Annotated in this window: 22 protein-coding genes; 12 read left to right on the forward strand and 10 right to left on the reverse strand. The window is 71.4% G+C overall.

Annotated elements, in window-relative coordinates:
* Position 1 precedes the first annotated feature (1 nt).
* From ABD340_RS25365 to ABD340_RS25390, 6 genes are read left to right on the forward strand one after another with little or no spacing between them, the layout of a single operon-like run.
* The gene (locus tag ABD340_RS25365; protein WP_344592167.1) at positions 2-952 is read left to right on the forward strand and encodes an ABC transporter permease; all 951 of its coding nucleotides are present in this window, start codon (positions 2-4) and stop codon (positions 950-952) included.
* Positions 949-1,836, forward strand: a complete 888-nt coding sequence (locus ABD340_RS25370) for an ABC transporter permease (protein WP_344592168.1) — start codon at positions 949-951, stop codon at positions 1,834-1,836. Before ABD340_RS25365 ends, ABD340_RS25370 begins: the two co-directional genes overlap by 4 nt.
* Positions 1,833-2,882, forward strand: coding sequence for an ABC transporter ATP-binding protein (locus ABD340_RS25375; protein ID WP_344592170.1), 1,050 nt, complete (start codon positions 1,833-1,835; stop codon positions 2,880-2,882). Before ABD340_RS25370 ends, ABD340_RS25375 begins: the two co-directional genes overlap by 4 nt.
* On the forward strand, positions 2,875-3,753 hold the full coding sequence (locus ABD340_RS25380; RefSeq protein ID WP_344592172.1) for an ATP-binding cassette domain-containing protein: 879 nt from the start codon (positions 2,875-2,877) through the stop codon (positions 3,751-3,753). The genes ABD340_RS25375 and ABD340_RS25380 overlap by 8 nt, the downstream gene beginning before the upstream one ends.
* Positions 3,750-5,225, forward strand: a complete 1,476-nt coding sequence (locus tag ABD340_RS25385; protein ID WP_344592173.1) for an aldehyde dehydrogenase family protein — start codon at positions 3,750-3,752, stop codon at positions 5,223-5,225. The genes ABD340_RS25380 and ABD340_RS25385 overlap by 4 nt, the downstream gene beginning before the upstream one ends.
* 5 nt (positions 5,226-5,230) lie before the next feature.
* Positions 5,231-6,028 (forward strand): SDR family NAD(P)-dependent oxidoreductase, encoded by a 798-nt coding sequence (locus tag ABD340_RS25390; protein WP_344593248.1) that lies wholly within the window; start codon positions 5,231-5,233, stop codon positions 6,026-6,028.
* 81 nt (positions 6,029-6,109) lie between these two features.
* Here ABD340_RS25390 and ABD340_RS25395 read toward each other — a convergent pair whose 3' ends face one another.
* From ABD340_RS25395 to ABD340_RS25405, 3 genes are all read right to left on the reverse strand, one after another.
* Positions 6,110-7,648: an amidase gene (locus tag ABD340_RS25395; protein ID WP_344592174.1), complete on the reverse strand. Its 1,539-nt coding sequence runs from the start codon at positions 7,646-7,648 to the stop codon at positions 6,110-6,112.
* A gap of 47 nt (positions 7,649-7,695) precedes the next feature.
* Entirely contained in the window at positions 7,696-9,963 is a 2,268-nt protein-coding gene (locus ABD340_RS25400) for an arylsulfatase (RefSeq protein ID WP_344592175.1), read from the reverse strand.
* A 278-nt stretch (positions 9,964-10,241) separates the two neighbouring features.
* Complete coding sequence (locus ABD340_RS25405; RefSeq protein ID WP_344592176.1) at positions 10,242-11,213, reverse strand: formylglycine-generating enzyme family protein; 972 nt, start codon at positions 11,211-11,213, stop codon at positions 10,242-10,244.
* Positions 11,214-11,416: 203 nt separating this feature from the next.
* Here ABD340_RS25405 and ABD340_RS25410 point away from each other — a divergent pair, with 203 nt between their 5' ends.
* The 3 genes from ABD340_RS25410 to ABD340_RS25420 all read left to right on the forward strand — a co-directional run bounded on the left by ABD340_RS25410 (position 11,417) and on the right by ABD340_RS25420 (position 13,558).
* Complete coding sequence (locus ABD340_RS25410; RefSeq protein WP_344592178.1) at positions 11,417-12,835, forward strand: PTS fructose transporter subunit IIC; 1,419 nt, start codon at positions 11,417-11,419, stop codon at positions 12,833-12,835.
* Positions 12,832-13,290, forward strand: a complete 459-nt coding sequence (locus tag ABD340_RS25415) for a PTS sugar transporter subunit IIA (protein WP_344592179.1) — start codon at positions 12,832-12,834, stop codon at positions 13,288-13,290. The genes ABD340_RS25410 and ABD340_RS25415 overlap by 4 nt, the downstream gene beginning before the upstream one ends.
* 82 nt (positions 13,291-13,372) lie before the next feature.
* Entirely contained in the window at positions 13,373-13,558 is a 186-nt protein-coding gene (locus ABD340_RS25420; RefSeq protein WP_344592180.1) for a hypothetical protein, read from the forward strand.
* 53 nt (positions 13,559-13,611) lie between these two features.
* On the opposite strand, the gene ABD340_RS25425 is transcribed toward ABD340_RS25420, so the two are convergent.
* A complete protein-coding gene (locus ABD340_RS25425) occupies positions 13,612-14,589 on the reverse strand; it encodes a hypothetical protein (protein WP_344592181.1) in 978 nt (325 codons plus the stop codon).
* A gap of 243 nt (positions 14,590-14,832) precedes the next feature.
* Between ABD340_RS25425 and crtI the strand changes: the two genes are divergently transcribed.
* The 3 genes from crtI to ABD340_RS25440 are packed head-to-tail and all read left to right on the forward strand — an operon-like array spanning position 14,833 to position 18,355.
* Complete coding sequence (crtI, locus tag ABD340_RS25430; protein WP_344592182.1) at positions 14,833-16,350, forward strand: phytoene desaturase family protein; 1,518 nt, start codon at positions 14,833-14,835, stop codon at positions 16,348-16,350.
* Positions 16,347-17,336: a phytoene/squalene synthase family protein gene (locus tag ABD340_RS25435; protein WP_344592183.1), complete on the forward strand. Its 990-nt coding sequence runs from the start codon at positions 16,347-16,349 to the stop codon at positions 17,334-17,336. The genes crtI and ABD340_RS25435 overlap by 4 nt, the downstream gene beginning before the upstream one ends.
* Positions 17,333-18,355, forward strand: a complete 1,023-nt coding sequence (locus ABD340_RS25440; protein WP_344592185.1) for a Rieske (2Fe-2S) protein — start codon at positions 17,333-17,335, stop codon at positions 18,353-18,355. The genes ABD340_RS25435 and ABD340_RS25440 overlap by 4 nt, the downstream gene beginning before the upstream one ends.
* 53 nt (positions 18,356-18,408) lie before the next feature.
* On the opposite strand, the gene ABD340_RS25445 is transcribed toward ABD340_RS25440, so the two are convergent.
* The 6 genes from ABD340_RS25445 to ABD340_RS25470 form a co-directional block, all read right to left on the reverse strand.
* Entirely contained in the window at positions 18,409-19,962 is a 1,554-nt protein-coding gene (locus tag ABD340_RS25445; protein WP_425547437.1) for an FAD-dependent oxidoreductase, read from the reverse strand.
* On the reverse strand, positions 19,959-20,690 hold the full coding sequence (locus ABD340_RS25450; protein WP_344592187.1) for a methyltransferase domain-containing protein: 732 nt from the start codon (positions 20,688-20,690) through the stop codon (positions 19,959-19,961). Before ABD340_RS25450 ends, ABD340_RS25445 begins: the two co-directional genes overlap by 4 nt.
* Positions 20,687-21,919: a lycopene cyclase family protein gene (locus tag ABD340_RS25455; RefSeq protein ID WP_344592189.1), complete on the reverse strand. Its 1,233-nt coding sequence runs from the start codon at positions 21,917-21,919 to the stop codon at positions 20,687-20,689. The genes ABD340_RS25450 and ABD340_RS25455 overlap by 4 nt, the downstream gene beginning before the upstream one ends.
* Before the next feature lie 183 nt (positions 21,920-22,102).
* On the reverse strand, positions 22,103-22,495 hold the full coding sequence (locus ABD340_RS25460) for a hypothetical protein (RefSeq protein ID WP_344592190.1): 393 nt from the start codon (positions 22,493-22,495) through the stop codon (positions 22,103-22,105).
* Positions 22,495-23,157, reverse strand: a complete 663-nt coding sequence (locus ABD340_RS25465; protein ID WP_344592191.1) for a DUF1990 family protein — start codon at positions 23,155-23,157, stop codon at positions 22,495-22,497. The genes ABD340_RS25460 and ABD340_RS25465 overlap by 1 nt, the downstream gene beginning before the upstream one ends.
* Before the next feature lie 35 nt (positions 23,158-23,192).
* Positions 23,193-24,401: a DUF1990 family protein gene (locus tag ABD340_RS25470; protein ID WP_344592192.1), complete on the reverse strand. Its 1,209-nt coding sequence runs from the start codon at positions 24,399-24,401 to the stop codon at positions 23,193-23,195.
* Positions 24,402-24,460 lie beyond the last annotated feature (59 nt).

Raw genomic sequence — 24,460 nt, forward strand, 5'->3', positions numbered from 1 at the left:
AATGATCGTCCGTCTCGTCCAACGGGTCGCGATCCTCCTGGCCAGCCTTGTCGTGAGCTCCGTGATCGTGTTCGCGTTCATGGCGGTGCTGCCAGGTGATCCGGCCCGCGTCGCCCTCGGCGTCAGCGCGTCGGACACGGCGGTGGCGCAGCTGCGCGAGGAGTTCGGGCTCAACCGGCCGCTCGTGGTCCAGTACTTCAGCTGGGTCCGCGGACTGGTGACCTTCGACCCGGGGAACTCCTACATCTCGCACACGCAGATCGGCCCGCAGATCGCCGACCGCCTCCAGGTCACCCTGTGGCTCGTCGGCGCCGGGATGGTGCTCGCCTGCCTCCTGGCGGTCCCCATGGGCACGCTCATGGCCATGCGGCACCGCAGGCCGTCCGGGCTCGTCCTCTCGGCCCTGTCCCAGGCCGGCGTGGCCGTCCCGGCGTTCCTCGCGGGCATCCTCCTGATCACCGTGTTCGCGGTCGGGCTCGAGTGGCTGCCGGCCAACGGCTGGACGCCCCCGGCACAGGATCCCGTCCAGTTCCTCAAGCAACTGGTGCTCCCCACGCTGTCCCTCGGACTGGTGCAGGGGGCGGTGCTCACCCGCTATGTCCGCAGTGCCGTGCTCGACGTCCTCCGCGAGGACTTTCTGCGCACCGCACGCGCCAAAGGACTTCGTCCGGGGCAGGCGCTGCGGCGGCACGGCGCGCGGAACGCGGCGGTGCCCGTGGTCACCGTCATGGGGTTGCAGCTCGCCACGCTGCTGGTGGGCGCCGTCGTCATCGAACGCGTCTTCGTCATCCCCGGGCTCGGGAGCCTGCTGCTGGACAGCGTCTCCAACCGGGACCTCATCATGGTGCAGGACGTCGTCATGATCATCGCAATGGCGGTGCTGCTCGTGAACTTCCTGGTGGACATGATCTACCTGATGATCGACCCGCGGCTCAGGGGAGGCGCGTCATGAGCGCACTGGACACGAAGGCCGCCGCCGCGCCCGAGGTGCCCGAGGTGCCCGACGGCCGCCGGCGACGCCGCCCGGTGACGGGCAGCCTCCTGGCGGGCGGTCTCATCGTCGCGGTCGTGCTCGGCATGGCGCTGCTGTCCTTCGTGTGGACGCCGCACGACCCGACCCTGGTGAACGCCTCGGCCCGGCTGCAGAAGCCGTCGCTGGACTACTGGTTCGGCACGGACAAGTACGGCCGCGACGTGTTCAGCCAGATCCTGACGGGCTCGCGCACCACACTGTTCGTCGGCTTCGTGGCGGTGGGGGTCGCCTCACTGGTCGGAGTCCCCCTCGGCATCCTCGCCGGAATGGCGCACCGCTGGTTCGGCGAGCTGCTGATGCGCGGCAACGACCTGCTCCTCGCCTTCCCGGCGCTGCTGCTGACGATCATGTTCGCCGCCGTGTACGGCGGCAGCACGCTGGTCGCGATGATCGCCATCGGCATCGCGTCCATCCCCCACTTCGCCCGCCTGACCCGCAGCGGCACGCTCCAGGTCATGAAGACCGAGTACATCATCGCGGCGCGCGCGGCGGGCCGCGGGCCGTTCTCGATCGGCCTGCGGCACGTCCTGCCCAACGTCAGCAGCCTCGTCATCGTGCAGGCGTCGGTCGGTTTCGCCATCGCCGTGCTCGCCGAGGCCGCGCTGTCGTTCCTGGGCTTCGGCACCCCGCCGCCCACACCGTCGTGGGGACGGATGCTGCAGGAGAGCCAGGAGATGCTGTGGTCCGCCCCCCGGCTCGCCGTGTTCCCGGGCATCGCGATCGCGGTGGCGGTGCTCGGATTCAACCTGCTCGGCGACGGCCTGCGCGACCGCTTCGACCCCAAGCTGGAGGACCGCCGATGACCCCGGCACCTGACACCGGACCGGGCCCCGGGCCGGACGACGTCCTGGCCGTGCGGAACCTCGACGTCGCGGTGGGCGGCCGCAAGCTCGTCGAGGACGTCGGCTTCACCATCCGGGCCGGCGAGCGGGTCGGCCTGATCGGCGAATCGGGGTCGGGCAAGTCGCTGACCGCGCTGAGCGTCATGGGCCTGCTCCCCGAGGGGCTCCGGACCACGGGCTCGGTGCGGCTCGCCGGAGTCGGCCACGACCTGGTGGGCGCCGGCGAGGCGCGGATGTCCCGGGTACGGGGCAAGGAGATCGCCATGGTCTTCCAGGAGCCCATGACCGCGCTGAACCCCACGATGAAGGTCGGCCGGCAGATCGCCGAGGTGCTGCTGGTCCACCGGACCAGGTCCGACCGCGCGTCCGCCCGGGCCGCCGCCGTGGAACTGCTCGCCCAGGTGGGGCTCCCCGATCCCGCGTCCGCCGCGCAGGCCTACCCGCACCAGTTCTCCGGCGGCCAGCGGCAGCGGGTGGTGCTGGCCATCGCCCTCGCGAACGACCCCGCGCTCCTGGTCTGCGACGAGCCCACCACCGCGCTGGACGTCACGGTGCAGGCCCGGGTGCTCGACCTGATCGTGCGGGGCGTCCAGGACCGCAGGTCGGCCATGCTCTTCATCACCCACGACCTGGCCGTGGTGGCCACCGTCTGCGAGCGGGTGATGGTCATGTACGGCGGGCGGCTGGTCGAGTCCGGCCCGGTCCGGGAGGTGTTCACGCGCCCCCGGCACCGCTACACCCAGGGCCTGATCGGCGCGTCGGACCTGACCATGGTCGACGACCGCGGCCGGCTGGCCACGATCGGCGGGTCGGTCCCGGCGGCGGGCCGGTTCCCCTCCGGCTGCGTCTTCAGGAACAGGTGCGCGCACGCGACCGAAGCGTGCGCCACCAGGCCGGACTGGGTCCCGACCGGGCCGGACTCCGGCTACGCCTGCTTCCACCCAGTGTCGGAGAGCGGCGCACCCAGGACCGGCATCCCCACGAACCAGGAGGCCGGCCGTGGCTGAGCAGACCAGCGCGCCCCTCGCGCCCGGGGCGCGGAACGACTCCGTGAACGCCATCAGCGTCCGCGACGTCACGCGCGACTACCGGCGGCCCCGCACCTCGCTGCGCCGTCCCAGCCCGCCGGTGCACGCCCTGCGCGGCGTCAGCTTCGACGTCCCCCAGGGGCAGCGGTTCGGCATCGTGGGCGAGTCGGGGTGCGGCAAGTCGACCCTGCTGCGGATCCTGGCCGGGCTGGACCGTCCCACCGGCGGCAGCGTCGCGATCGACGGCCGGGACATCACCGGGCTCCGGGAGAGGCGGCTCCGGTTCGTCCGCGAGCGGCTCCAGCTCGTGTTCCAGGACCCGATGAGCGCGCTGGACCCGCGCATGCGCGTCGGCGACATCGTGGCCGAGCCGCTCGTCGCGCAGGGGCACGGGAACCGCAAGGCGCGGGTGGCCGAACTGCTGGAGGCCGTCGGCCTGCGGGCCGACGCGGCGGACCGGTATCCGCACCAGTTCTCCGGCGGCCAGCGGCAGCGCATCTCGATCGCGCGGGCCCTCGCCCCCCGTCCGAAGATCATCGTGGCGGACGAGCCGGTGAGCGCCCTGGACGTGTCCGTCCGGGCCCAGGTGCTCAACCTCATCGCCGACCTCGTCGACGAGCTGTCCCTCACCCTGGTCTTCGTCTCCCACGACCTGTCCGTGGTCCGCCACGTGTGCGACCGCGTCGCGGTCATGAACGACGGGCAGATCGTGGAGACCGGGCCCACGGAGCAGGTGTACGAGGAACCGCAACACCCCTACACACAAAGGCTCATCGCCGCCGTTCCGACTCTGAGCAAGGCACTGTCCGGGGTGTCGGCGGCCGACCTCAATCGGGAGTACCGACCATGACCCCCCACGACGAACCCGCGGTGATGGAGTTCCCCGCGGGTCTTCCCATCGGCGACGACTGGGTGGAGGCGCCCGCCGCCGAGGACGTCCGCTTCCCCTGGGACGGGACGCTCGTCGCGCGGGCGCCGGTCGGGGACGGCGACCTCGCCCGCCGCGCGGTGGACGCGGCCGTCGCGGTCCGCGAGCGGGTCGGCCGGCTCCCCTCGCACACACGCAGGGCGGCGCTGCTCGCCACGCACGAGGCGGTCGCCTCCCGGCGCGCGGACTTCGAGCGGCTCCTGGTCCTGGAGACCGGCAAGCCGCTGGTCGACTGCCGTGTCGAGGTGGACCGCACCCTGCTGACACTGCTGACGGCGGCCGAGGAAGTGGCCCGCCTGCACGGGGAGACGGTGCCGCTGGACCTGCTGCCGTCGGGTGAGGGGCTGCTCGGGTTCTGGACCCGCAAGCCGATCGGCGTGGTGGTGGGCATCGCGGGTTTCAACTACCCGCTGCTGCTCGTCGCGCACAAGATCGCGCCATCGCTGGCCGCCGGCTGCCCGGTCATCGCCAAGCCCGCGCCCCAGACGCCGCTGGCCACCCTGTGGCTGGTGCACCTCCTCCGCGAGGCCCTCCGCGACGCCGGCGCGCCGCAGGCCGCGGTGCAGCTGGTGACCGGCGGCCCCGAGGTGGGTGCCGCGCTGACCACCGACCGCCGGATCGGGGCGGTGTCCTTCACCGGCTCCGCCGCCGTCGGCCACCGGATCGCCCGGGACGCGGCACCCACCAAGGTGCTGCTCGAACTCGGCTCCAACGCCGCCCTGGTGGTGGCCGCCGACGCCGACCTCGACGCCGCCGCCGACGCGGTGGTGCGCGGCGGGTACTACGCGTCCGGCCAGGCGTGCATCAGCGTGCAGCGGGTCATCGTGGTGGACGCCGTGCGGGAGGAGTTCGTGGCCCGCCTGACGGAGCGACTGGCCCAGGTGGTCGTGGGCGATCCCCGTGACCCGGCGACGAGGGTCTCGGCCCTCATCGACAAGCGCTCTACCGAGCGGGTGTGCGCGTGGCTGCAGGAGGCGGTGGACGCGGGCGCGACCCTGGCCGCCGGAGGCAAGGTCACCGATGGGGTGATCGAGCCCGCCGTGCTGCTCGACGTGGACCGCGCCCTCCCCGTCTGGGACGAGGAGGTCTTCGGCCCCGTGGTCGCGGTGCGGTCCGTCCCCGACCTGGAGACGGCCTTCGACCTGGTCAACGACTCGCGCTACGGACTGCACGCGAGCGTCTACACCAGCGCCCTCGACACGGCCTTCACCGCTCTCGACCGCCTGGAGGTGGGCGGAGTGGTCGTCAACGAGGTTCCCGGCTTCCGGTCCGACGTCATGCCGTACGGCGGCGTGAAGGACTCCGGGGCCGGACGGGAGGGCCCGAGGTTCGCCATCGAAGAGCTCACCGTGACCCGTATGGCAGTGATCCGTCCGACGACGACAAGGCCGTGAGAACCATGCAAGCAGAGGACCGCACAGACGCGGTGGACGCCTACTCCCGCCTTTTCAGGCTCGACGGGCGCAAGGCCGTCGTGGTGGGCGCGGGCAGCGGAATCGGCCGCGAGTGCGCCCTGGCCCTCGCCGCGCACGGCGCCGCGGTGGTGTGCGCCGACCGGGACCTGACGGCGGCCGCGGAGTCGGCGTCGATGGGGCCGAACCTTTCGGCGTACGCCCTCGACGTGCTCGACGGCGAGGCGGTCGCGCGCGCCGCCGAGGAACTCGGGCCGGTCGACGTGCTCGTCTTCACCGCCGCGACGAACGTGCGCAAGCACCTCCTCGACTACACGGCCGAGGAGTTCGAACGTGTCGTGGCGCTCAACCTCCGCGCGTCCTTCGACCTGGTGCGGGCGTTCGGCCGCGGCATGGCCGAGCGCGGCGGGGGGAGCATCATCGGCTTCAGCTCGATCCGCGCGGTGGCCGTCGAGCCGGGACAGGGGGTGTACGCGGCCACGAAGGCCGGCCTCGTCCAGCTCCTGCGGACCGCGGCGGCCGAGCTGGGCCCGTCGGGCGTGCGGGTGAACACCGTCGCCCCAGGCGTGGTGGAGACGCCGCTGACCTCGCAGATCAGGGCCGTGCCGGAATGGTCGGAGGCCTACGCGACCAAGAGCGCCCTGGGCCGCTGGTCCCGGCCCGACGAGCTCGCCGGCGCCGTCGTCTACCTCGCGTCGGACGCGTCGTCCTTCGTCACGGGGAGCCAGCTCTTCGTGGACGGAGGCTGGACGGCGATCGACGGACGCTACACACCGCCCAACTGACCGGACGTCGCGCGTGCCCCTGCCCACCGCGGGTCGCGGTGGGCAGGGGCACGCGGGCGGGACGTCGGCGCCGTCCGCCGCTCACACGGGCGGAACGCCGACCGGACCGTGGTTGGTCTCCAGTGCGTGCGCCGCGCGGATGACCACCCCGTCGTCACCGTGCCTGCCCACGAGCATCATGCCGACCGGCAGGCCGTCGACCAGACCGGCGGGGGCGGTCAACGCGGGGTGCCCGGTGTGGTTGAACGCGCAGGTGTTCGCGATGAGTTCGGGGTCGAGTGCCAGCTCGGTCAGCTCGACCACCGAGGCATCGGCATCGGGCAGCGCCGGCGCCGTGGTGCGGACGGTGGGCAGGACAAGGACGTCGACGTCCTCGAGCAGCTGGTCGTACTGCTGACGCAGGCGTATCGCCAGGTTCTGCGCCTTGGCGTAGTAGTGGCCGCCGTAGACATCCCACAGGTAACCGCCGATGGTCGCCGCGTACTTGACGCTGGCGAACAGCAGATCGGAGTGGAGCACCCGGCCGCGGGCCGCCGCCAACGCCACCTCGGCGTCGTAGAAACCCTTGCCGGGCAGCCCGATCCCGTTGCCCTTCAGCATGAACTGTGCTCCGCCTTGCAGCAGCACGGAGGAGTGGATGTCCATCGCGTAGGAGTGCAGCGGCGCCGAGACGTCGACGATCTCGGCGCCGAGCGAGGCCAGCAGTCCCACGCGCGCCCGTACGGTCGCATCGACGGCGCTCTCCGCGTTCTCGGTGGTGAATCCCTCCGCGAGCACGCCCACCCGCAGCCCCCGCAGCGAGTCCCCCAGCATGTCGCCGTATGCCGGTACGGTGGTCTGCGACCGCTGGCGCGGGTCGAGGCCGCCGTCGAATCCCGCGATCACTTCGAGCAGCGCCGCGAGGTCCTGGGCGGTCCTCGCCATCGGCCCGACGTGGTCGACGCTGGGGTCGATCGGCACGCAGCCGGTGTACGGCACCAGGCCGTAGGTGGGCTTCAGCCCGTGGATACCGCACAGCGCCGCCGGGATCCGGATCGAACCGCCCTGGTCGGCGCCGATTCCGATGTCACAGGCACCACTGGCGACCAGTGCCGCGACGCCGCTGGAGGAGCCTCCGGCGGACCGGGAGGCATCCCACGGGTTGCGGACGAACCCGTCGACGGAGGAGACGCTCGCGCCCGACAGGCACAGGTCTTCTGTCGTCGCGATGCCCGTGATCCGGCCACCGGCGTCGAGTACCCGGGTGACGATGGTCGCGTCGTAGGAGGGCGTGTGTCCCTGCAGCATCCGGGAGCCACCGCCCATCGGAACGCCGGCCAGAGGGATCATGTCCTTCAGCGCGACGGTCCGGCCCGCCAGCGGCCCGGTGTCGGCCCCTCGCACATCGCAGCGGACCGCCCACGCGTTCAGCTGATTGTCCTTCGCGTCCGGCCGCTGCGAACCCGCCCTGGGGTAGCGGACCGGCGGTCGGTGGCCGCTCACCTCGTCCAGTCGCTCGCACGCCCGGAGCGCGCCCTGTCCGAGAGTGAGCATCATCCGAAGCTCGTCATCGTCCATCGTGAGCCCGGCGTTCTCCGCGGCCCGCCTGACCGCGTCGAGGGAAAGTGGCGCAAGCGTCATCGCTGCTCCTTTGGTGCGTGAGACTGGAGGAGGTGAGCGGGAGCGAGTCAGTCGATTCGCTCGAAGGGTTCCTTGCTTTCTTCGTCCGGTGCGACCGTGAAGACGACCTTCTCGAACTTTCCGGTGAACGCGAATTCACCGTCATAGTTGGGTGAGGAGGGCGACAGGGTGTCCCGGCCGACGTCGAGGCCCTGCCATCCGAAGAAGTGCGGGAGGACCCGCGGAATGGCCTCGGTGCCGACCGGCTTTCCTGACACGTACAGGTGTCCGACGCCCTGCATGTCACCGGTCTTGACGAATTCGAAGGTCAGCTCCGCCGGGCCCGTCGGGAGTTCTTCCGTCGAGGTCACCGCGTACCGGGTGCCGAGGAAGTTGTACTCGTAGACCAGCCGGTTGTCCTTGACGTACAGGACGTATCCGCTGCTGATGTTGCCCAGGGACACCAGGACACCCTCGTCTGACGCGGCGGTCCGGTCGACGAACGCGGTGATGCGGTGCGCGCGGTTCATCACCGGTGGCACCGCGGCGCCGGGCAGATGGCCCATGCCGGGGTAGTAGGTGAAGGTGGTGCGCTCGCGCGGAGAGCCGGGACGCGGAATCTTCGCCCGGTAGGCGAATCCGTGGTCGTCCAGCGGCAGCACATCGTATTTCCCTGCTTCCACCCAGAAGCGGGAGAGCATCTTCTGCAGTTGCTCGGGCTGTGCCTCCGCCAGGTCGTTGCATTCCGAGAAGTCGGTGTCGTGGTGGTAGAGCTCCCATTGGTCCGTGTCGAAGGACGTTCCGCGCTCGTGGTAGGCGACGGCCTTCCAGCCGTCGTGCCAGATCGCGCGGTGCCCGAACATCTCGAAGTACTGGGCTTCCTTGCGCGTCGGCGCGGTCGGCGAGTCGAAGGTGTAGGCCATGCTCACACCGTGTATCGGCAGTTGCGGGATGCCGTTGTAGACCTCGGGAGCCTGCAGGCCGAGCAGTTCGAAAAGGGTCGGGGCGATGTCGGTGACGTGGTGGAACTGCTGCCTGATCTCGTCGGTGCGCGGCAGCCCCCGGGGCCAGTTCACGATGAGCGGGCAGCGGACGCCGCCTTCGTGGGTGTTCTGCTTGTAGCGCTTGAACGGCGTGTTGCCCGCCTGCGCCCAGCCCCACGGGTAGTTCGAATGAGCGCGCGTGGTGCCGATCTCATCGATCCGCGCGACCATCTCATCGAGGTCCTCGGGGAGGCCGTTCTGGTACGCGGTGGGGTTGAGCGAACCCTGCTGCCCGCCTTCCTGGCTGGCCCCGTTGTCCGAGAGCAGGATGGTGATGGTGTTCTCCATCTGGCCTATCCGCTCCAGGAACTCCATGAGCCGGCCGATCTGGTGGTCGGTGTGGTCGACCATCGCCGCATAGGCTTCCTGGAGGCGTGCGGACAGCTTCTTCTCGTCGTCCGACAGCTCGTCGTAGGGAAGGACCCCGGGATTGCGCGGCGCCAGTTCGGTACCGGGCGGCAGGATGCCCCGTTCGATCTGGCGGGCGTGCCGGGTTTCGCGTTCGGCGTCCCAGCCGTGGTCGAACCGGCCCCGGTACTTCTCCAGGTATTCCTGAGGAGCCTGGTGCGGGGCATGCGCCGCGCCGAACGCCAGATACATGAAGAAGGGCTTTTCCGGAGTGACCGAGGTCTGGTCCGTGACGAATTCGATCGCCCGGTCGACCAGGTCCTCACTGAGGTGATAGCCCTCTTCCGGGCTCTTCGGCGGATCCACGGCGTGGTTGTCGTAGAACAGTTCCGGATAGAAGCTGTCGGTCTCGGCTTCCAGGAATCCGTAGTAGCGCTCGAACCCGCGGGACAGCGGCCACTGGGTGTACGGCCCGGAGGCGGTGGTCTGCTCCATCGGCGCCAGGTGCCACTTGCCCACGGCCATGGTGTTGAAGCCGTTGTCGCGCAGCACCTCAGGCAGGGTCGCGGCGGCCTTGGTGATCTGTCCGCGACCGCTGGGGAAGCCGGTGTCGAAGTTGGACAGCATGCGCATGCCGACGGAGTGGTGGTTCCGGCCGGTCATCAGGCAGGCACGGGTCGGCGAGCACAGCGTGGTGGTGTGGAAGTTCGCGTAGCGGAGGCCGCCGGTGGCGAGGGCGTCCATGGCCGGGGTGTCGATGTCCGAGCCGAAGCAGCCGAGGTCGGAGAAGCCGACGTCGTCGAGCACGATCACCACGACATTGGGCGTGCCCTCGGGGAGCGCCTGCGGATCGGGCCACCACGGAGTCGACTCCTCGTAGGTAGTGCCGATCTTGCCTTGGAAACTACGGCTCTCGGACGGCGGATGCGGAGAGGCGTTGGACATCCAGGACGCTCCTTGCGTGGACATTCGAAATTCGCTGTGCCGGCGGCGGAGTCCGCCCTCAGCACATCTGCGGGGCGGGGCGGCGGTCGAGCGGAATCCGAAGGCTTGGCACGACCGGCAGACCCTGGAGATTCCGAGGAAGGCTCCAGTTAACTGGTCTTACCAGTAGTCGGTGTAGTTTGGCCTGCTCCCCATTGCCCTGTCAACCACGGCCGCCCGCGTTCCCAGGCGGCGGTTCACCTACCGGCCGGCCCCCGGCAACCCGCCGAGCGGGTCCGTCACGGCAGGTCCGCCGCGCAGCGGAACCCCATGTGCCCGGTGCTGCTGTCGGGTGTGTTGGACGTGCGCGCGGCGACGCGGTACCGGTTGCAGTACGACTCATGGCACAGGTAAGAGCCGCCGCGGATCACCTTCGCCTCCCCCGCGGGAGGTCCGGCCGGGTCCTGGCGGGTCTCCGGGCGGTCGGCCGCGTGCCAGGTGGTGCTCCACCAGTCGGAGCACCATTCCCACACGTTGCCCGATGTGTTGTACAGGCCGAAGTTGTTGGCCCGGTAGGTCTTGACCGGCGCGGTGCCCAGATGCCCGTCCTCGCCCGTGTTGACCTGCGGGAACCGCCCCTGCCAGATGTTGCAGCGGTGCCGCCCCCGGGGCAGGAGCTCGTCCCCCCAGGGGAAGCGGGAGCGTTCCAGACCGCCACGCGCCGCCATCTCCCACTCCGCCTCCGTGGGCAGGCGCTTGCCCGCCCATTCCGCGTAGGCGGACGCGTCACGCCAGGAGACATGGACGACAGGGTGGTTCTGCAGATCGGCCCATGACGACCCCGGCCCGTAGGGGGCATGCCAGCACGCCCCCTCGACCGCGAGCCACCAGGGCGCCTGCTCCACCTTGGCGTCGACCACCAGGTGCCGGGCATCAGGGTGGACGATCGCGTAGAACACGAAGGACCAGCCGTAGCGCTCGGCATCGGTCCGGTAGCCGCTGCTGCGCACGAACGCCGCGAACTGCCTGTTGGTGACGGTGGTCGCGTCGATGAGGAACGGCGACAGCCGTACCTCCCGGATCGGGCCCTCACCGTCCTCCGGGAACGCGTCGGCGTCATCGCCTCCCATCAAGAACGTCCCTCCGGGGATGCGCAGCATGGCGCGCAGCGCCTGTGCCCGCTCCTGGCCCGAAGCCTGGACCCGCACGGCGGACGGCTCGGGGATCTCCCGGTCGCCCCCTGACCTAGGGGCGCAACATGGGTCTGACATCGTTCCTCCGACCGCGACTGCTACCCGGCTGACCGCACATCCGCCGGTGAGTTCGAGACTACGACCCGCCACGAAACGGCTCGCAGCCGCGTTCGGTGTGCGTGATGCCGACCTGACCAGGAGTTACCGCCCGAGCTGTTGACGCGCCGTTGAACGCGACGGATGATCAAGCCGCCTGGGTCGTTCCCACAAGGAGGTGCCGGGTGAGGGTCGTTGCGATCACCGCGTGCCCGACGGGTATCGCGCACACCTACATGGCGGCCGAGAAGCTGAGCCGGGCGGGGGCCGACCACGGACACCGGGTGCGCGTCGAGACGCACGGGGCCATCGGGGTCGAGGACGAGCTCACGGCGGAGGAGATCGAGGCCGCGGACGCGGTCGTGATCGCCGCCGACCAGGACGTGGACACCGCGAGGTTCGCGGGCAAGCGGCTGATCAAGGTGTCGGTGGCGGCGGCGATCAAGGATCCGGCGGGACTGATCGAGCAGGCGCTGGCCGCGCCGCCGCCGGACGGGCCCGCGCCCGGCGGCCCGGAGCCGAAGACGCCGAGCCAGAAGGCCAAGGAGCGCAGCTTCGTCTACCGCAACCTCATGAACGGGGTCAGCTACATGATCCCGTTCGTGGTGGTGGGCGGGCTACTCATCGCGGTGTCGCTGGCCGTGGCGGGGAACACCACGCCGGACGGGCTGAAGATCCCGGAGGGCTCGTTCTGGTTCAAGGTCAACGAGGTGGGCGTCGCCTCGTTCCAGTTCATGGTCCCGATCCTGGCGGGCTACATCGCCTACGCCATCGCGGACCGGCCGGGGCTGGCGCCCGGCGTGATCGGCGGGTACGTGGCGGCGACGGGGACGTTCTACGACTCCGAGGCGGGCACGGGCTTCATCGGCGGCATCATCGCCGGGTTCGCCGCGGGCTTCACGGCCCGCTGGATCAAGTCCTGGCGGGTCCCGGACATGCTCAAGCCGATCATGCCGATCCTGGTCATCCCGATCCTGTCCACACTGGTCGTCGCGGCCCTGTTCATCTGGGTGATCGGGCAGCCGATCGGCGGGCTGATGGAGGACCTGACCGGCGTGCTCCGCGACATGCGGGGCTCCAAGCTGGTGCTCGGCGCGGTGCTGGGCGCCATGATCGCGTTCGACATGGGCGGGCCGGTCAACAAGGTGGCGTTCCTGTTCGGGGCCGGGCTGATCGTGCAGGGCGAGTACACCATCATGGGCGCGTGCGCGGTGGCCATCTGCGTGCCGCCGCTCGGGCTCGGGCTGGCCACGCTGATCCGGCGCGACCGGTTCACCGGCGAGGAGCAGGAGGCGGGCAAGGCGGCCCTCGCGATGGGGCTGGTCGGCATCACCGAGGGCGCCATACCGTTCGCCGCGGCCGATCCGTTGCGGGTGATACCCGCGAACATGGCGGGCGGCATCGTCGGCGGCGCGATCGCCGCGACTGCGGGCGTGCTGGACCACGTGCCGCACGGCGGGCCGGTGGTGGCGGTCCTGGGGGCGATCGGCGGGGTGCCGATGTTCCTGGTCGCGGCGCTGGCCGGGATCGCGGTGACGGCGGCGACGGTGCTGGTCCTCAAGCGGCCGGTCCCGCAGGCCGTGCGGCAGGCGGAGGCCGTTTGAAGCTGACCGACTACCTGAGTGAGGACCTGATCGCCGGCGACATCGCCGTCGCGACGAAGGACGCGGCCGTCGCGGCGCTGACCGGGCGGCTCGCGGACGCCGGCCTGGTCGCCGACCGGGCCGCGTTCGTCGCGGCGGTGCACCGGCGGGAGGCCGAGGGCACCACCGGCATCGGCGACGGCATCGCGATCCCGCACGGCAAGAGCGACGCGATCACGCGGCCCGCGGTGGCGTTCGCGCGGGTCCCGGCGGGCGTGGACTGGGACAGCTTGGACGGCGAACCGGCCCGTCTGGTCTTCCTCATCGGCGTGCCGGAGGCGGCGGCCGGGGACGAGCACCTGCGCATCCTGGCGCTGCTCAGTCGCCGCCTGATCGACCCGGGCTACCGCGCCGAACTGCTCGCCGCACCCACCTCGCGGCGGCTGTACGACCTGTTCGCCCAGATCGCCGGCTGACGCCCGACGCGAACCCCGCGCCGGTCGGTTCGATCAGATTCCGGTCACGGGGTGACCGGCGTCAGGCCGGTTGCGGGCCGCCATGCCGAAGGCCGACACCGACCCGATCGCCACCGCCGAGGGCCACGACATCGCGCGCTTCACCTGGGAACTGGGGCCCGAAGGCGGCGAGGCCATGGTCGTCGGCTTCGACGTCGCGGTCCTGACCCCGGACGGACGCGTCGCCAAGGTCTACGGCTTCCTGGACAAGGTCCCCGCCGGAGTCTGACCCCGCGACCGGGCGCGGCCCCCAAGGGCCGCGCCCGCTCAGAACCGGCATCCTCACCGCGATCGCGGCGGGGCCGTGACCCGTGGCGAGAACCGCCGGCGCAACCATGCGGTGAGACGTTTGAGGAGCGGCAGGCGAATGCTCTCCACGCCGAGCGCGAGCAGCGGGACCTTGGAGTTCTTCTTCCACGCCACCGGGATGAAGACCTGGCCCGCGACCACGTAGAACCGGGCGCCTTGATGACCGGTATGCCCACGTGGAGGGCGCCACTCCAACCTGCCGTGCAGCGCGATCACCCTGGTGAAGCGTGCCGCGGCGGTCCCCTCACCAGGAAACAGCCGGTCGAATGCCTCCATCACGTCCTTGGTGAAGGCGACTCGTCCCGCCAACTCCGCCGAGGACAGCTCGAACAGGGGCATGCTGCGGTGCAGGCACGTCATCGCCACCAACGGCTTCCCGCTTCCCCCCTGCCGGGAGATCGGCAGGCAGAACTCCTCTTCGCCGTCGATCCCTCCCGCGAGCAGGAAGAAGTCCGCCGTGTTGCTGGAGTTGGTCCACCGCGGCCGGCGCCGTACCGCCCTGGCGTCACGTCCCAGGACCTGGCGCATCTGGTCACGACCGGCATGCGGGCCGCCGGCTCTTTGCCGGTAACGGATCACCGCGTGCTCGGTGAGCCGCACCTGTTCCATCAGCTCGGCACCGGTCAACGTGAGCGGATCGATGTGCCCCTTGCCGCGCCCGTTGGCCCGCAGGTACGCGTCGAGGAACACGCAAGCGGTCGCGGTGAAGCCGCCCGGGTCACGCCTGTCCATGGCGAGGGGCAGGATCAGCATGCCGTCGATGAGCAGGAACCTGTCGGACTTGCTGCGCTTTCCCTTGTGCGGAGCGGGCAGCTGGTCCGAAGTCACCACCCGGCCGGCGGCGCCGCGCACCTGCTTCTCCAGAAAGGCCCGGGCCTGGACCGGTGTCCCTCCCAGACCCGCCGCCGCCTGCCTGGCCGCCGCGTCTGTGATGCCCACCCTCAGCGCCATCCCCGACCGCCTTCCCGCTCCGGTCCAAGGCTCTTCGATCGTCTGAAGCTACCGGAATATCCAGATGGTGAGGTTCCATCGCCTGGCAGCGGCTCGACCGGTGCGGTTCAACCGGTGCGGGGAGGGCAGAAAGCCCAGGTCCATGGGGCGATGCCATCGCGCCTCGCGCTGCGGGAGACCGACTCCTCAGCACCATCCAGGGGCCCTGGACGGCCCCGCCGAACGCGTACAGGGAGTGCCGCGATGCCGCACGGCCACGCCACCGGGCGCACCGGCGATCATGTGGTGGTCGTCGGGGCCGGACTGGCCGGATTGTCGGCTGCGTTGCACCTGCTGGGAGCGGGGCGCCGAGTCACTGTGGTGGAACGTTCCCATGGGCCCGGAGGCCGGGCCGGGCCACTAGAGCTGGGCGGGTGTCTCGTCGACGGCGGTCCCACCGTGCTGACGCTGCCGCATGTCGCCGACGAGGCGTTCCAGGCCGTCGGCGACCGGCTCGCGGACCGGGTGGAGCTGGTCGAACTGCACCCCGCGTACCGCATGTCGTTCCCCGACGGATCCACCCTGGACGTCCACACCCGGGCGGAGGCGATGGAAGAGGAGATCCGCCGCTTCGCCGGTCCCCGCGAGGCCGCCGGCTACCGGCGACTGCGGGCCTGGCTGTGCGACCTGTACACCGTGCAGATGCGCCGGTTCATCGACGCCAACTTCGACTCCCCGCTGCAGCTGCTCACCCCGGATCTGGCGAGACTGGCCGCGTTACGTGGATTCGGCCGCATGAACGCGCAGATCGGCCGGTTCATGAAGGACGAGCGGCTGCGGCGCGCGTTCACCTTCCAGGCCCTGTACGCCGGGGTGCCGCCCGACCGCGCCCTGGCCGCCTACGCCGTGATCGCCTATATGGACACCGTGGCCGGGGTCTACTTCCCGCGCGGCGGCGTGCACGCCCTGTCACGGGCCATGGCCGACGCGGCGGCCGACGCGGGAGGCGAGTTCCGCTGGGGCAGCGAGGTCACCGCCCTGGAACGGCGCGGCGACAGGATCGTCGCCGTGCGCACCTCCGCGGGCGAGCGGATCGGCTGTGAAGCGGTGATCCTCACCTTGGAACTGCCGGCCGCGTACCGCCTGCTGGGACGCGAACCGCGCCGCGTCGTGGCGCTGCGCCACTCGCCCTCGGCGGTCGTCCTGCACGCGATCACCGATCGCACGTGGCCGCGGCTCGCACACCACACCATCTCCTTCGGAGACGGCTGGAAGCGCACGTTCCAGGAGATCACTCGGACCGGCCGCGTCATGAGCGATCCTTCACTGCTCATCACCCGCCCTACCGCGAGCGACCCGGGGCTGGTGCCGCCGGGCAGGCAGCTGCTCTACATCCTGGCGCCCTGCCCCAACACCGCCATCGGCCCGAGCGCCCGCGACTGGGGCCCGCTGGCGCCGCGCTACCGCGATCGGCTGGTGGCGGAACTCGAACGCCGCGGTCTCCACGGCCTCGATGCCGCCATCGAAAGCGAACGCCTGATCACCCCCGCCGACTGGACGGCGCTGGGGCATACCGCAGGGACGCCTTTCTCGGTGGCCCACACCCTCGCGCAGACCGGCCCGTTCCGGCCGCGCAACCTTGTACGGGGCGTCGGCAACGCGGTCCTGGCCGGCTGCGGTACGACACCTGGAGTCGGCGTCCCCACCGTGCTCATCTCCGGGAAGCTGGCCGCCGCCCGCCTCACCTGGCGGGCCGGGCACCGGAAGAACCGGTCACCATGACACGACGGGAACTGGACGCGGCGGGCATCACCGACCCGGTCCTGCGCGCCGCCTACGCGCACTGCCGGCGGCTCAACGCCCGGCACGGCCGAACCTACTTCCTCGCCACCCGGCTGCTGACGGCGGCGCGCCGTCCCGCCGTCCACGCGCTGTACGGTTTCGCCCGCTGGGCCGACGACATAGTGGACGACGTCGAGCGGGACGCCACGCCCCGGCAGCGCGCCGCGGCCCTGCGGAGGCTGGAGGAGCAGCTGGCCGCCGGGCTGCGCCGCGGCACCGGCACCGAACCCGTCGTCCGGGCGCTCGCGCACACCGCGGCGGCCTACGACATCGACCCTCGGCATTTCACGGACTTCATGGCGTCCATGCGGAGCGATCTGGTGGTCACCCGCTACCGCACCTACGCCGACCTGGAGGTCTACATGCACGGCTCGGCCGCCGTGATCGGGCTGCAACTGCTGCCCGTTCTCGGCACGGTGGTGCCACGGGCGGAGGCGGCCCCCCATGCGGCGGCCCTGGGCGTCGCCTTCCAGCTGACCAACTTCCTGCGGGATGTGGGCGAGGACCTCGACCGGGGCCGGGTCTATCTGCCCGAGGATCTGCTGAGCGCTCACGGGGTGGACCGGGAACTGCTCCGCTGGAGCCGCGACACCGCGAGATCCGATCGAAGGATCCGGTCCGCGCTGAGAGCCGCCGCCGACCTCGCCGAAGGCGTCTACCGGAAGGCCGCGCCGGGCCTGGAGATGCTGCAGCCCGCCTCGCGCCCGTGTGTACGGACGGCGTACATCCTCTACCACGACATTCTGCGCATGATCGAGGCGGACGGTCATGCGGTGCTCCACCGCCGGGCCGTGGTGCCGCGCCGGCGGCGGGCGGTGGTGGCGCTCGGCGGGGCCGCTCGGGTGGGGGCCGTCCGGCTGCGGAGCCGCGTCCTGCGGCCGGGCCTCCCCCGGCACACCGCGGCCGCGTCGAAGGGACTGCGATGACCGCCTCCGGGGACATGCCGCGCCGCCCGCGCCTGCCGGTACGGCTGCGGCGTCCCACCCGCTGGCAGGACCAGCGGGCCACCTGGCGGGACGCCAGGCCCTCGATCATCGCAAGCGCCCTTGAACGGGCCACCGCCCGGCCGTCGGGAAACTGGTACGTCCTGGGGGCCAGCGGGGACATCGGCCGCGAGGGGCGCCCCAACGGACACACCGTCGACGGTCTGGAGGTCGTCGCCTGGCGCGACCGGGACGGGCGGTTACGGGCCGGCCCGGGCGCCTGTCCTCATCTGGGGGCCCCGTTGCGAGACGCCCGCGTCCTGGACGGCAGGGTGGTCTGCCATTGGCACGGGCTCGCCCTCGACGGCACCCCGCGCGCCGGCTGGGAGCCCTATCCCGCCTACGACGACGGTGTGCTGGCCTGGGTGCGGCTCGACAGGCTCGGCGGCGAACCGCCGCTGGAACGCCCGGTGCTGCCGGTCCGGCCGGACCCCGCGCGTTCCATCGAGGCGGTGTACGACGCGGAGGGCGTCTGCGAACCCGAGGACGTGATCGCCAATCGCCTCGATCCATGGCACGGCGGCTGGCTGCATCCGTACTCGTTCGTCGACCTGTCGGTACGGGAGGCACCGGCCGAGGGGACGACGGGCACCGCGGACGACGGTTTCGTGGTGAACGTGGCGTTCAGGGTGGCGGGCCGCGCCGTCGTCCCCGTCCGGGCGCGGTTCACCGCTCCCGGCCCCCGGACGGTGGTCATGGAGATCATCCAGGGCGAAGGCCGGACCTCGGTGGTGGAGACGCATGCCACGCCGCTCGGCCGGGATATGAACGGCGACCCGCGGACCGCCGTCGTGGAGGCGGTGCTGGCCGCCTCCGAGCGCCCCGGCTTCGCGGCCGCCCGGACCATGGCCCCCCTGCTGCGTCCGCTGATGCGGCGGGCCGCCGGACGGCTGTGGCGAGACGATCTCGCCTACGCCGAACGCCGCTGGCGGCTGCGCGCGTCGGGGCGGTTCCCGGGCTGAGCGTCGCGGGCCGCGCCCACGGCGGGCGGCGCGTTCGGGCAGCTTGCGCCACGTCAGGAACGGCCGGCCAGGGTGACCATCTTGCGCAGCAGCCGCGAGCGGCCCGTGCGGGGAACCGTCCAGAGCGTCTGTCCCCGTACGCCCCATCGGGCCAGCAGCGCGTTGCCCGCCAGGAAGCCGCTGGTCGCGGCCCGCTCCATCAGCGCCACCGGCAGGTCCGTCCGAACCAGGTCGCCCGCCAGCATCACGTCCGGATGCGGGGTGCGCACCGTCGGCCTGTCCCGGTGGCTCCCCGCCGCGAACAGCGGGCAGTCCTCCCGCCACAGATGCCGGGTGTCGATGATCCGCGCGGCGCGCGTCTCGGGATACACGCGGTGCATCTGGGCCACCAGGCGGTCCTCCTCGGCTTGGCGGTCACAGGCCGGCGGCAGCGCGTAGGCGTGCAGTTCGACGACCGATCCGCCGGTGCGCGCGGCCCAGCGCGCGGCCTCGCCCTCCCACCGGTCCAGCACGCTCACGTTGTCGAGCGTCCCGAAACCGCTGGTACCGAGGAACGGGGGCCTGCGGGCGTGCGGCGGGCGGTCCAGCCACAAGCGGGACACCAGGAAGGGCGGCGCGGTGCGCAGCCGCTCGACGCGCTCCCGCCACGGCCGGTCGCCCAGATCGGGCGAGCGCGCGACGAGGCCGCGCAGCCCTTCGACATCGAGCGCGAGGACCACCGCGGCATAGCGGCCGCCGGCCCCATCGGCCCGGACTTCGACACCGCCGCCGGCCTGCGGCCGGATCAGCTCCACCCCGGTCCCGGGCCGCAGCCGCACCCCGCGTCCGGCGAGGTGGGTGCCCAGGGGCTCCCAGAGCGCCTGCGGGAAGGGTTCGCGGACCACGTCGAACAGCAGTCCCTCGGCCGAGCCGAGGAAGTAGATGTGGAACATCAGGGCCAGTTCGGCGGCCGACAGCCGCTCCGGTTCGGCGAAGAAGCTGCGCGAGAAGACCTCGAAGGCCAGGTGCCGGGCCGCCTCGGGGAACCTGATCCGGGCCAGGAACTCCGCGGCGCCGGTGGTGTCGAGCCTTTCGTAGATCTGCGGGACGCGCACGTCCAGCAGTGGCAGCGCCGCCGCCGCGTTCATCCGGACCAGGTCCCGCCAGCGGAAGCTGGGGCTGAGCGCCGCGAAACCCAGCGCGTTCCACGGTGGCGTCCTCGGCACTCTGGCGAAGCCGTCGAACCTGCCGTCGCCGTGCAGGAGCGGATAGTCCGGCAGGCCCGTCAGCATGCCGAGACCCCCGTCCGCCCGGCGCAGCAGGCCGCGCAGGTTGTAGTACTGGCGGAAGAAGGCGTGGAATCCGCGGGTCATGGTGGCGTGGCGACCGTCGGCCAGCGTCACCGGCCACCCGGCCACCCGTCCGCCGAGCACCGCCTCGCGCTCGTACAGGGTGACCCGCGCCCCGCGCTCGGCGAGGACGGTCGCGGCGGCCAGGCCCGCGATGCCCCCGCCGACGACCGCGACGGCGGGCGCGTGGCCGGCGAACCGGTCACGGCCGGCGGACGCGGTGATCACGGCGGCGCGCCGGTCCTTGCCGCGGTGCGGGAGGCCGGTCCGGCCCGTCACGTTCCCGCCGCCGGCCGGTCCGCCGCCGCGCGCCCGACGACGGTGTGCACGATCCCGGCATGCCAGGCGGGCATGGGCAGGACGCGGACGTCCTGGAATCCGGCCCGGGCGGCGCGCTCGCCGAGTGCGGCGGCGGTGTCGAAGCCGGCGACGCTGTGGCGCAGATGGCGGTAGAGCCTCGCGTCACCGGTGACGGTCCCGGCCGGGACGATGATCGCGCGGCAGACCGCCGTCCACACGGTCCGGTGCAAAAGCCTCCCGCTGAGCGCGTAGTCGTGCACGGCCAGCCGCCCCCGCGGCGTCAGCAGGCCGCCGATCACGGCGAGGACCCGATCCGGGTCGGTGACGTTCCGCAACAGGTAGGCGGCGAACGCCGCGTCGAAGCCGCCTCCGACACCTGCTCCGGCCAACTCCTCCACGGGCGCGTGCACGAACCGCACGTTGCGTGGCCAGCGCTTGGCGGCGGCACGTTCGAGCATCCCGGCCGAGGCGTCGACCGCGACGATCTCCGCGTGCGGGGCGGCCCGCAGCAGTGCCGCCGTCGACGCGCCGGTGCCGCAGCCCAGGTCCAGCACTCGCCGCCCCGCACCGCCGTCCGGCAGGGCGAGGCGGCGGGCCGAACGGCGCAGACCGGCGTGGTAGCAGGGATCGGCCGCCACGAGCCGGTCATAGCTTCGCGCGGCGCGATCGAAGGCGGCGGCGAGTTCGGCGTCGCGCAGCAGGTTCATGTGACCTCCTCACGAGGTGCACGAGATGCCGGGACGGTCCGGGCCGGGCGACGCCTGCGGGGCACCAGCGGCAACTCCGCGGCCGTGCGCAGCATGGGTCCGACGGGGGTGCGCAGGCCGATCGCGATGTCGTCCAGGAGCCCCGTGTCGCCGTCGAGAAAGCGCAGCAGGCGCGCCATGGGCGTCCTCTCGAACAGGCCGGTGAAGAACTCCGCGCCATCCGCCCGGCCCTGTGCCAGGAGCCTGAGCAGGACCGCGTCCATCGCGCGGACGCGGGCGGAGTACGGCGGCGGCGGCACCGGTACGGCCCCTCGCCGATAGGCGGCGGCGATGGCCCGGCTCTGGCGCTGCACCGCCGCGAAGGTGTAGCCGGTGGCGGAGCGCGTCGCGCCGCCTGCCGTGCCGATGCGGAACACCGAACGTCCCACCCGGCGAGGGAACACGGCGTCGGTCATGGGGATCACGCCTTGCTCGTGGCCGCGGATCCGCAAGGGACCCAGGCCCAGCACCTCCGAGGTGTAGTGCAGGAGCGCGCGTTCGTAGGCGTCCTCGCTCAGCGGCGCCGAGGAGAACTCGGTGTACTCCACAAGCGCCTCTGTCGTGCCGAGCGGGACCACATAGCCGAACGAGACCCCATGACGTGGCTGAGGGGTGCGGAAATCCATCAGCAGGACGACGTCCGGATCGAAGGCGGGCGCCTCGGTGTGCACGAACCAGCCGCGAAAGTGCTGCAGCAGCGTGCTGCGCGCCCGCGGCAGGTCGCGAGGCGGACGCGAGTCGTACACCCAGCGGGCCCGCATGGTCAGCCGCCGTCCCCCGGCCGCCGTGCCGATGACCTCGGCGCCGCCGCGGGTGTCGCGCACCACGTCGACGTCGGCGCGTACCATGCGCACCTCAGCGTGCCGGGCGAGCCTGCGCTCCATCAGGTCCCGGAACCCGGCCGAACGGATCATCTTGTAGCGATAAGGGCACGTCCGGTCCGTGATCGCGCGGCCGTCCCTCCCCAGCACCCGCAGCCGCCGCCAGGACGCGGCGACGGCGTCCTCGTACTCGCTCTCACCCTTCTCCCAAAAGCACCAGGTGCGGTCGGGCGGGCGCAGCGGCCCGTCAAGGGCCTCCACCAGCGTCACCGTGGGCGGCGCTCCGGGACCGCCCATCTCGACGAGGTGGTACGCGAGCGACAGACCGGCCGCACCGGCACCGACGATGACGACGTCCGACTGATCCATGCCCTGCCTCGTCCCCGCGGTCCGAATCCGCCACCGCGGCCGGGCGCCGCGAAATCCCGTTCGCGCGATGTCGTCGCTGCCCTCCCCGGAGGCATCGGTGTTACACCTGGCCAGGGTGGTGGAACCTGCCTCACCCAGGCACGGTGAGGTGAGGCCGTCCGGCGTTCTCGGCGAGGAATTCGCCTAAACCAAACGGGCGGCAAGCGACCGAGGGTGCTCTACTGTCACGGTCGCCGCTGGATGGCGTACCAGGCGGAGCGGGTCGATCGCCGGCACCGGACTGCGGAAACGGATGCACACACCGCCTTCGCTATTCGTGGCGAAAGTGACACCGCGGTCGGCCAGGGACAGGTGTGCCGGTCCGGCGGTCTTCAAGAACGCATAGGGACCGGTGACCTCCTCCACTTCTGCGACATTGTTCAGGTTTGTCGCAAGACGCCACGGCCCGAACCGGATGTCGATAACGGCATCCGTCACGATGACCCGTGCGGACTTCGGAGTGACTCCGAACGGCAGCGCCGCGAAACGGTATGCGCGGGTGAAACGGAATGTGAAGATCTGGCGTTCTTCGGCCATCAGTTCGTTCCTTCCGTCGGCGCGCGCCGTTGCGCGGCGAGCGCGGCCACCGTCAGCGCCTCCATGCGCCGGCACGCCCGCTTGTGGAACCTGACCTGCGTGGCACGGCCGAAGAGCACGAAGCCCAGACGTACGACCAGGTTCGGTATGGGCGCGCGTTGCGAGAGGGCGTGGATGTGGAACTCCACCTCCCCGGTGTCGAGCCACTTACGCACCTCCTGGTCCATCTGGCCACGTTCGAGATGTCCCTGCAGCGTCCGGTAGTTCCAACCCCACACCCTCACCCGACGTCCGTCATGCTCGATGACTCCGTCGACGAGGCCTCCGACCCGTACCCCGAAGTGGAAGCGCAGCCCGTAGAACCGGCCTTCGAGCAGCATGTCGCGGCCGGCCGCGGGACCGTCCGACCTGTAGGCATGCCGGATGATGGCAGGATCGGCGAACTCGTAGTCCCGTACCAGGCGACGGGCGATCTCCCAACTTCCGCCTGCGATCGGCGGGCCGGGCGGTTCGGGCGGCAGGGCCTGGCGATAGTCATCGATGTGCCAGCCGGTTCCCGGGGTTTCCGCGGGCAGGTCGTGCGGATCGAAATTGAGCGGCCGATTCTGTAGCTCGGCGTAGAGTCGCCGCAGTCGCCGCTGAACGCGGGTGCTTCCTCCCATGGCAGTGTTTTCTCCGGGCGAAGTGTCAGCGACGTTCAAAGCCTGGTGGCGCCGGCACGGCGGTCGACTTGTTGAACGGCGGCGTAACCGGGTCCCCGTACCTTTTGCAGAACCCCGGCGGGCGGCAATCCCGGGATGGGACGCCAGGCGGGATTGAAACGCATCGGTTCACCGTCGTCGCTCCGCGCCGGGCCGGTGAGCAACAGTTCGCCGAACTGCTCCCACGGGCCGAACTCGGTCGCCACCACCAGTTCCAGCAGCATCGGCCGCTCGTCGACGGCGCCTGCGAGCGCCGCGTCGCCGGCCGGGATGGTCCGAGCCGACTGCGTGACCGCGCCCAGCAGGATGCGGCGATCACCGGCCGCGTAAGGCAGCAGGGAACCGTAGAAGGCCGGACTCCACCTGGACGCGGGCCGCAGCAGGTGTCGGCCGAGCACGCTGCGCCCGGTCGTGGCCAGCAGCAGCTCCGCGAGGGTGAGCTCGCCGTCCTCCGCTGCACCGCCGCCGAGCCGCGAGGCGGTGTCCGCGGGCTGCCGCCAACGCAACGCCAACCCCAGCACGTCCGGCAGCGGAGGCGGCAGGCCCACCGATCGTGACAGCCGCGCGATGCCCCGCCACTCGGCGGTGTCGTCCAGGAGCGGGACGCCCCAGAACCGGGAAGTCCCATGCAGATGCAATGTGGCATCGAACACGAGCCCGCTGGTGTGCAGCGGGCGACCGCCACGTAGTCGCGCCGCCATGGAGAAGCCCTTCGTGAACACCGCGGTGGCGGCGCGGGTCAGAAATCGCGCCCGGAGCCTGGTGTCCCCGAGAACCTCCGCTCGTTCGGTATGGACTTCCACCTTGCTGATCACCCGGCCGCCGGAGAGCTCGCCGACCCGGGAGCAGAAGTGCGTCCACATGTGCAGCTGCATTTCCTTCGCTATGTGCAACCTGTCGTACAGCACGTCCGCCAGCCGATCGCCGCTTCGGCTCCATGACTCGATCGTGAATACGACGTCGCCCTCCCTGGTGTCCGTCGCCCGGAACTCGATCTCCCCGGCCTCAACGTGGCCCTCCAGGGTCGCGAACCGAAATGACAGCGGGTCGAGTTCCACCACGCGCACCGGGCAGTTCCATGGCCCCGGCATGTGGACGTCGTACTCGTCCCCAAGGTCCAGGCGGGGGCCGGCCCCCGATATCTTGTCGAAGACGGCGAACTCCATCGGTGACGCGACGTTGAGGTCCTCGCACAGACAGCTCATCAATTGCGCCGCGGTCAGGGCGCTGTCAGAGATCCGGATCGTGTAGCGCCGCTGGAACG

Source organism: Actinomadura vinacea (genome assembly GCF_039532545.1).
Lineage (GTDB): Bacteria > Actinomycetota > Actinomycetes > Streptosporangiales > Streptosporangiaceae > Spirillospora > Spirillospora vinacea.

Excerpts from the sequence above, each read along its gene's own strand:
- ABD340_RS25400 (WP_344592175.1), bottom strand. The coding sequence starts at position 9,963 with ATGTCCAACGCCTCTCCGCATCCGCCGTCCGAGAGCCGTAGTTTCCAA.
- crtI (WP_344592182.1), top strand. The coding sequence starts at position 14,833 with ATGCCGCACGGCCACGCCACCGGGCGCACCGGCGATCATGTGGTGGTC.
- ABD340_RS25440 (WP_344592185.1), top strand. The coding sequence starts at position 17,333 with ATGACCGCCTCCGGGGACATGCCGCGCCGCCCGCGCCTGCCGGTACGG.
- ABD340_RS25450 (WP_344592187.1), bottom strand. The coding sequence starts at position 20,690 with ATGAACCTGCTGCGCGACGCCGAACTCGCCGCCGCCTTCGATCGCGCC.
- ABD340_RS25365 (WP_344592167.1), top strand. The coding sequence starts at position 2 with ATGATCGTCCGTCTCGTCCAACGGGTCGCGATCCTCCTGGCCAGCCTT.
- ABD340_RS25405 (WP_344592176.1), bottom strand. The coding sequence starts at position 11,213 with ATGTCAGACCCATGTTGCGCCCCTAGGTCAGGGGGCGACCGGGAGATC.
- ABD340_RS25385 (WP_344592173.1), top strand. The coding sequence starts at position 3,750 with ATGACCCCCCACGACGAACCCGCGGTGATGGAGTTCCCCGCGGGTCTT.
- ABD340_RS25460 (WP_344592190.1), bottom strand. The coding sequence starts at position 22,495 with ATGGCCGAAGAACGCCAGATCTTCACATTCCGTTTCACCCGCGCATAC.
- ABD340_RS25455 (WP_344592189.1), bottom strand. The coding sequence starts at position 21,919 with ATGGATCAGTCGGACGTCGTCATCGTCGGTGCCGGTGCGGCCGGTCTG.
- ABD340_RS25435 (WP_344592183.1), top strand. The coding sequence starts at position 16,347 with ATGACACGACGGGAACTGGACGCGGCGGGCATCACCGACCCGGTCCTG.
- ABD340_RS25375 (WP_344592170.1), top strand. The coding sequence starts at position 1,833 with ATGACCCCGGCACCTGACACCGGACCGGGCCCCGGGCCGGACGACGTC.
- ABD340_RS25395 (WP_344592174.1), bottom strand. The coding sequence starts at position 7,648 with ATGACGCTTGCGCCACTTTCCCTCGACGCGGTCAGGCGGGCCGCGGAG.
- ABD340_RS25470 (WP_344592192.1), bottom strand. The coding sequence starts at position 24,401 with ATGAGCTGTCTGTGCGAGGACCTCAACGTCGCGTCACCGATGGAGTTC.
- ABD340_RS25390 (WP_344593248.1), top strand. The coding sequence starts at position 5,231 with ATGCAAGCAGAGGACCGCACAGACGCGGTGGACGCCTACTCCCGCCTT.
- ABD340_RS25420 (WP_344592180.1), top strand. The coding sequence starts at position 13,373 with ATGCCGAAGGCCGACACCGACCCGATCGCCACCGCCGAGGGCCACGAC.
- ABD340_RS25425 (WP_344592181.1), bottom strand. The coding sequence starts at position 14,589 with ATGGCGCTGAGGGTGGGCATCACAGACGCGGCGGCCAGGCAGGCGGCG.
- ABD340_RS25465 (WP_344592191.1), bottom strand. The coding sequence starts at position 23,157 with ATGGGAGGAAGCACCCGCGTTCAGCGGCGACTGCGGCGACTCTACGCC.
- ABD340_RS25370 (WP_344592168.1), top strand. The coding sequence starts at position 949 with ATGAGCGCACTGGACACGAAGGCCGCCGCCGCGCCCGAGGTGCCCGAG.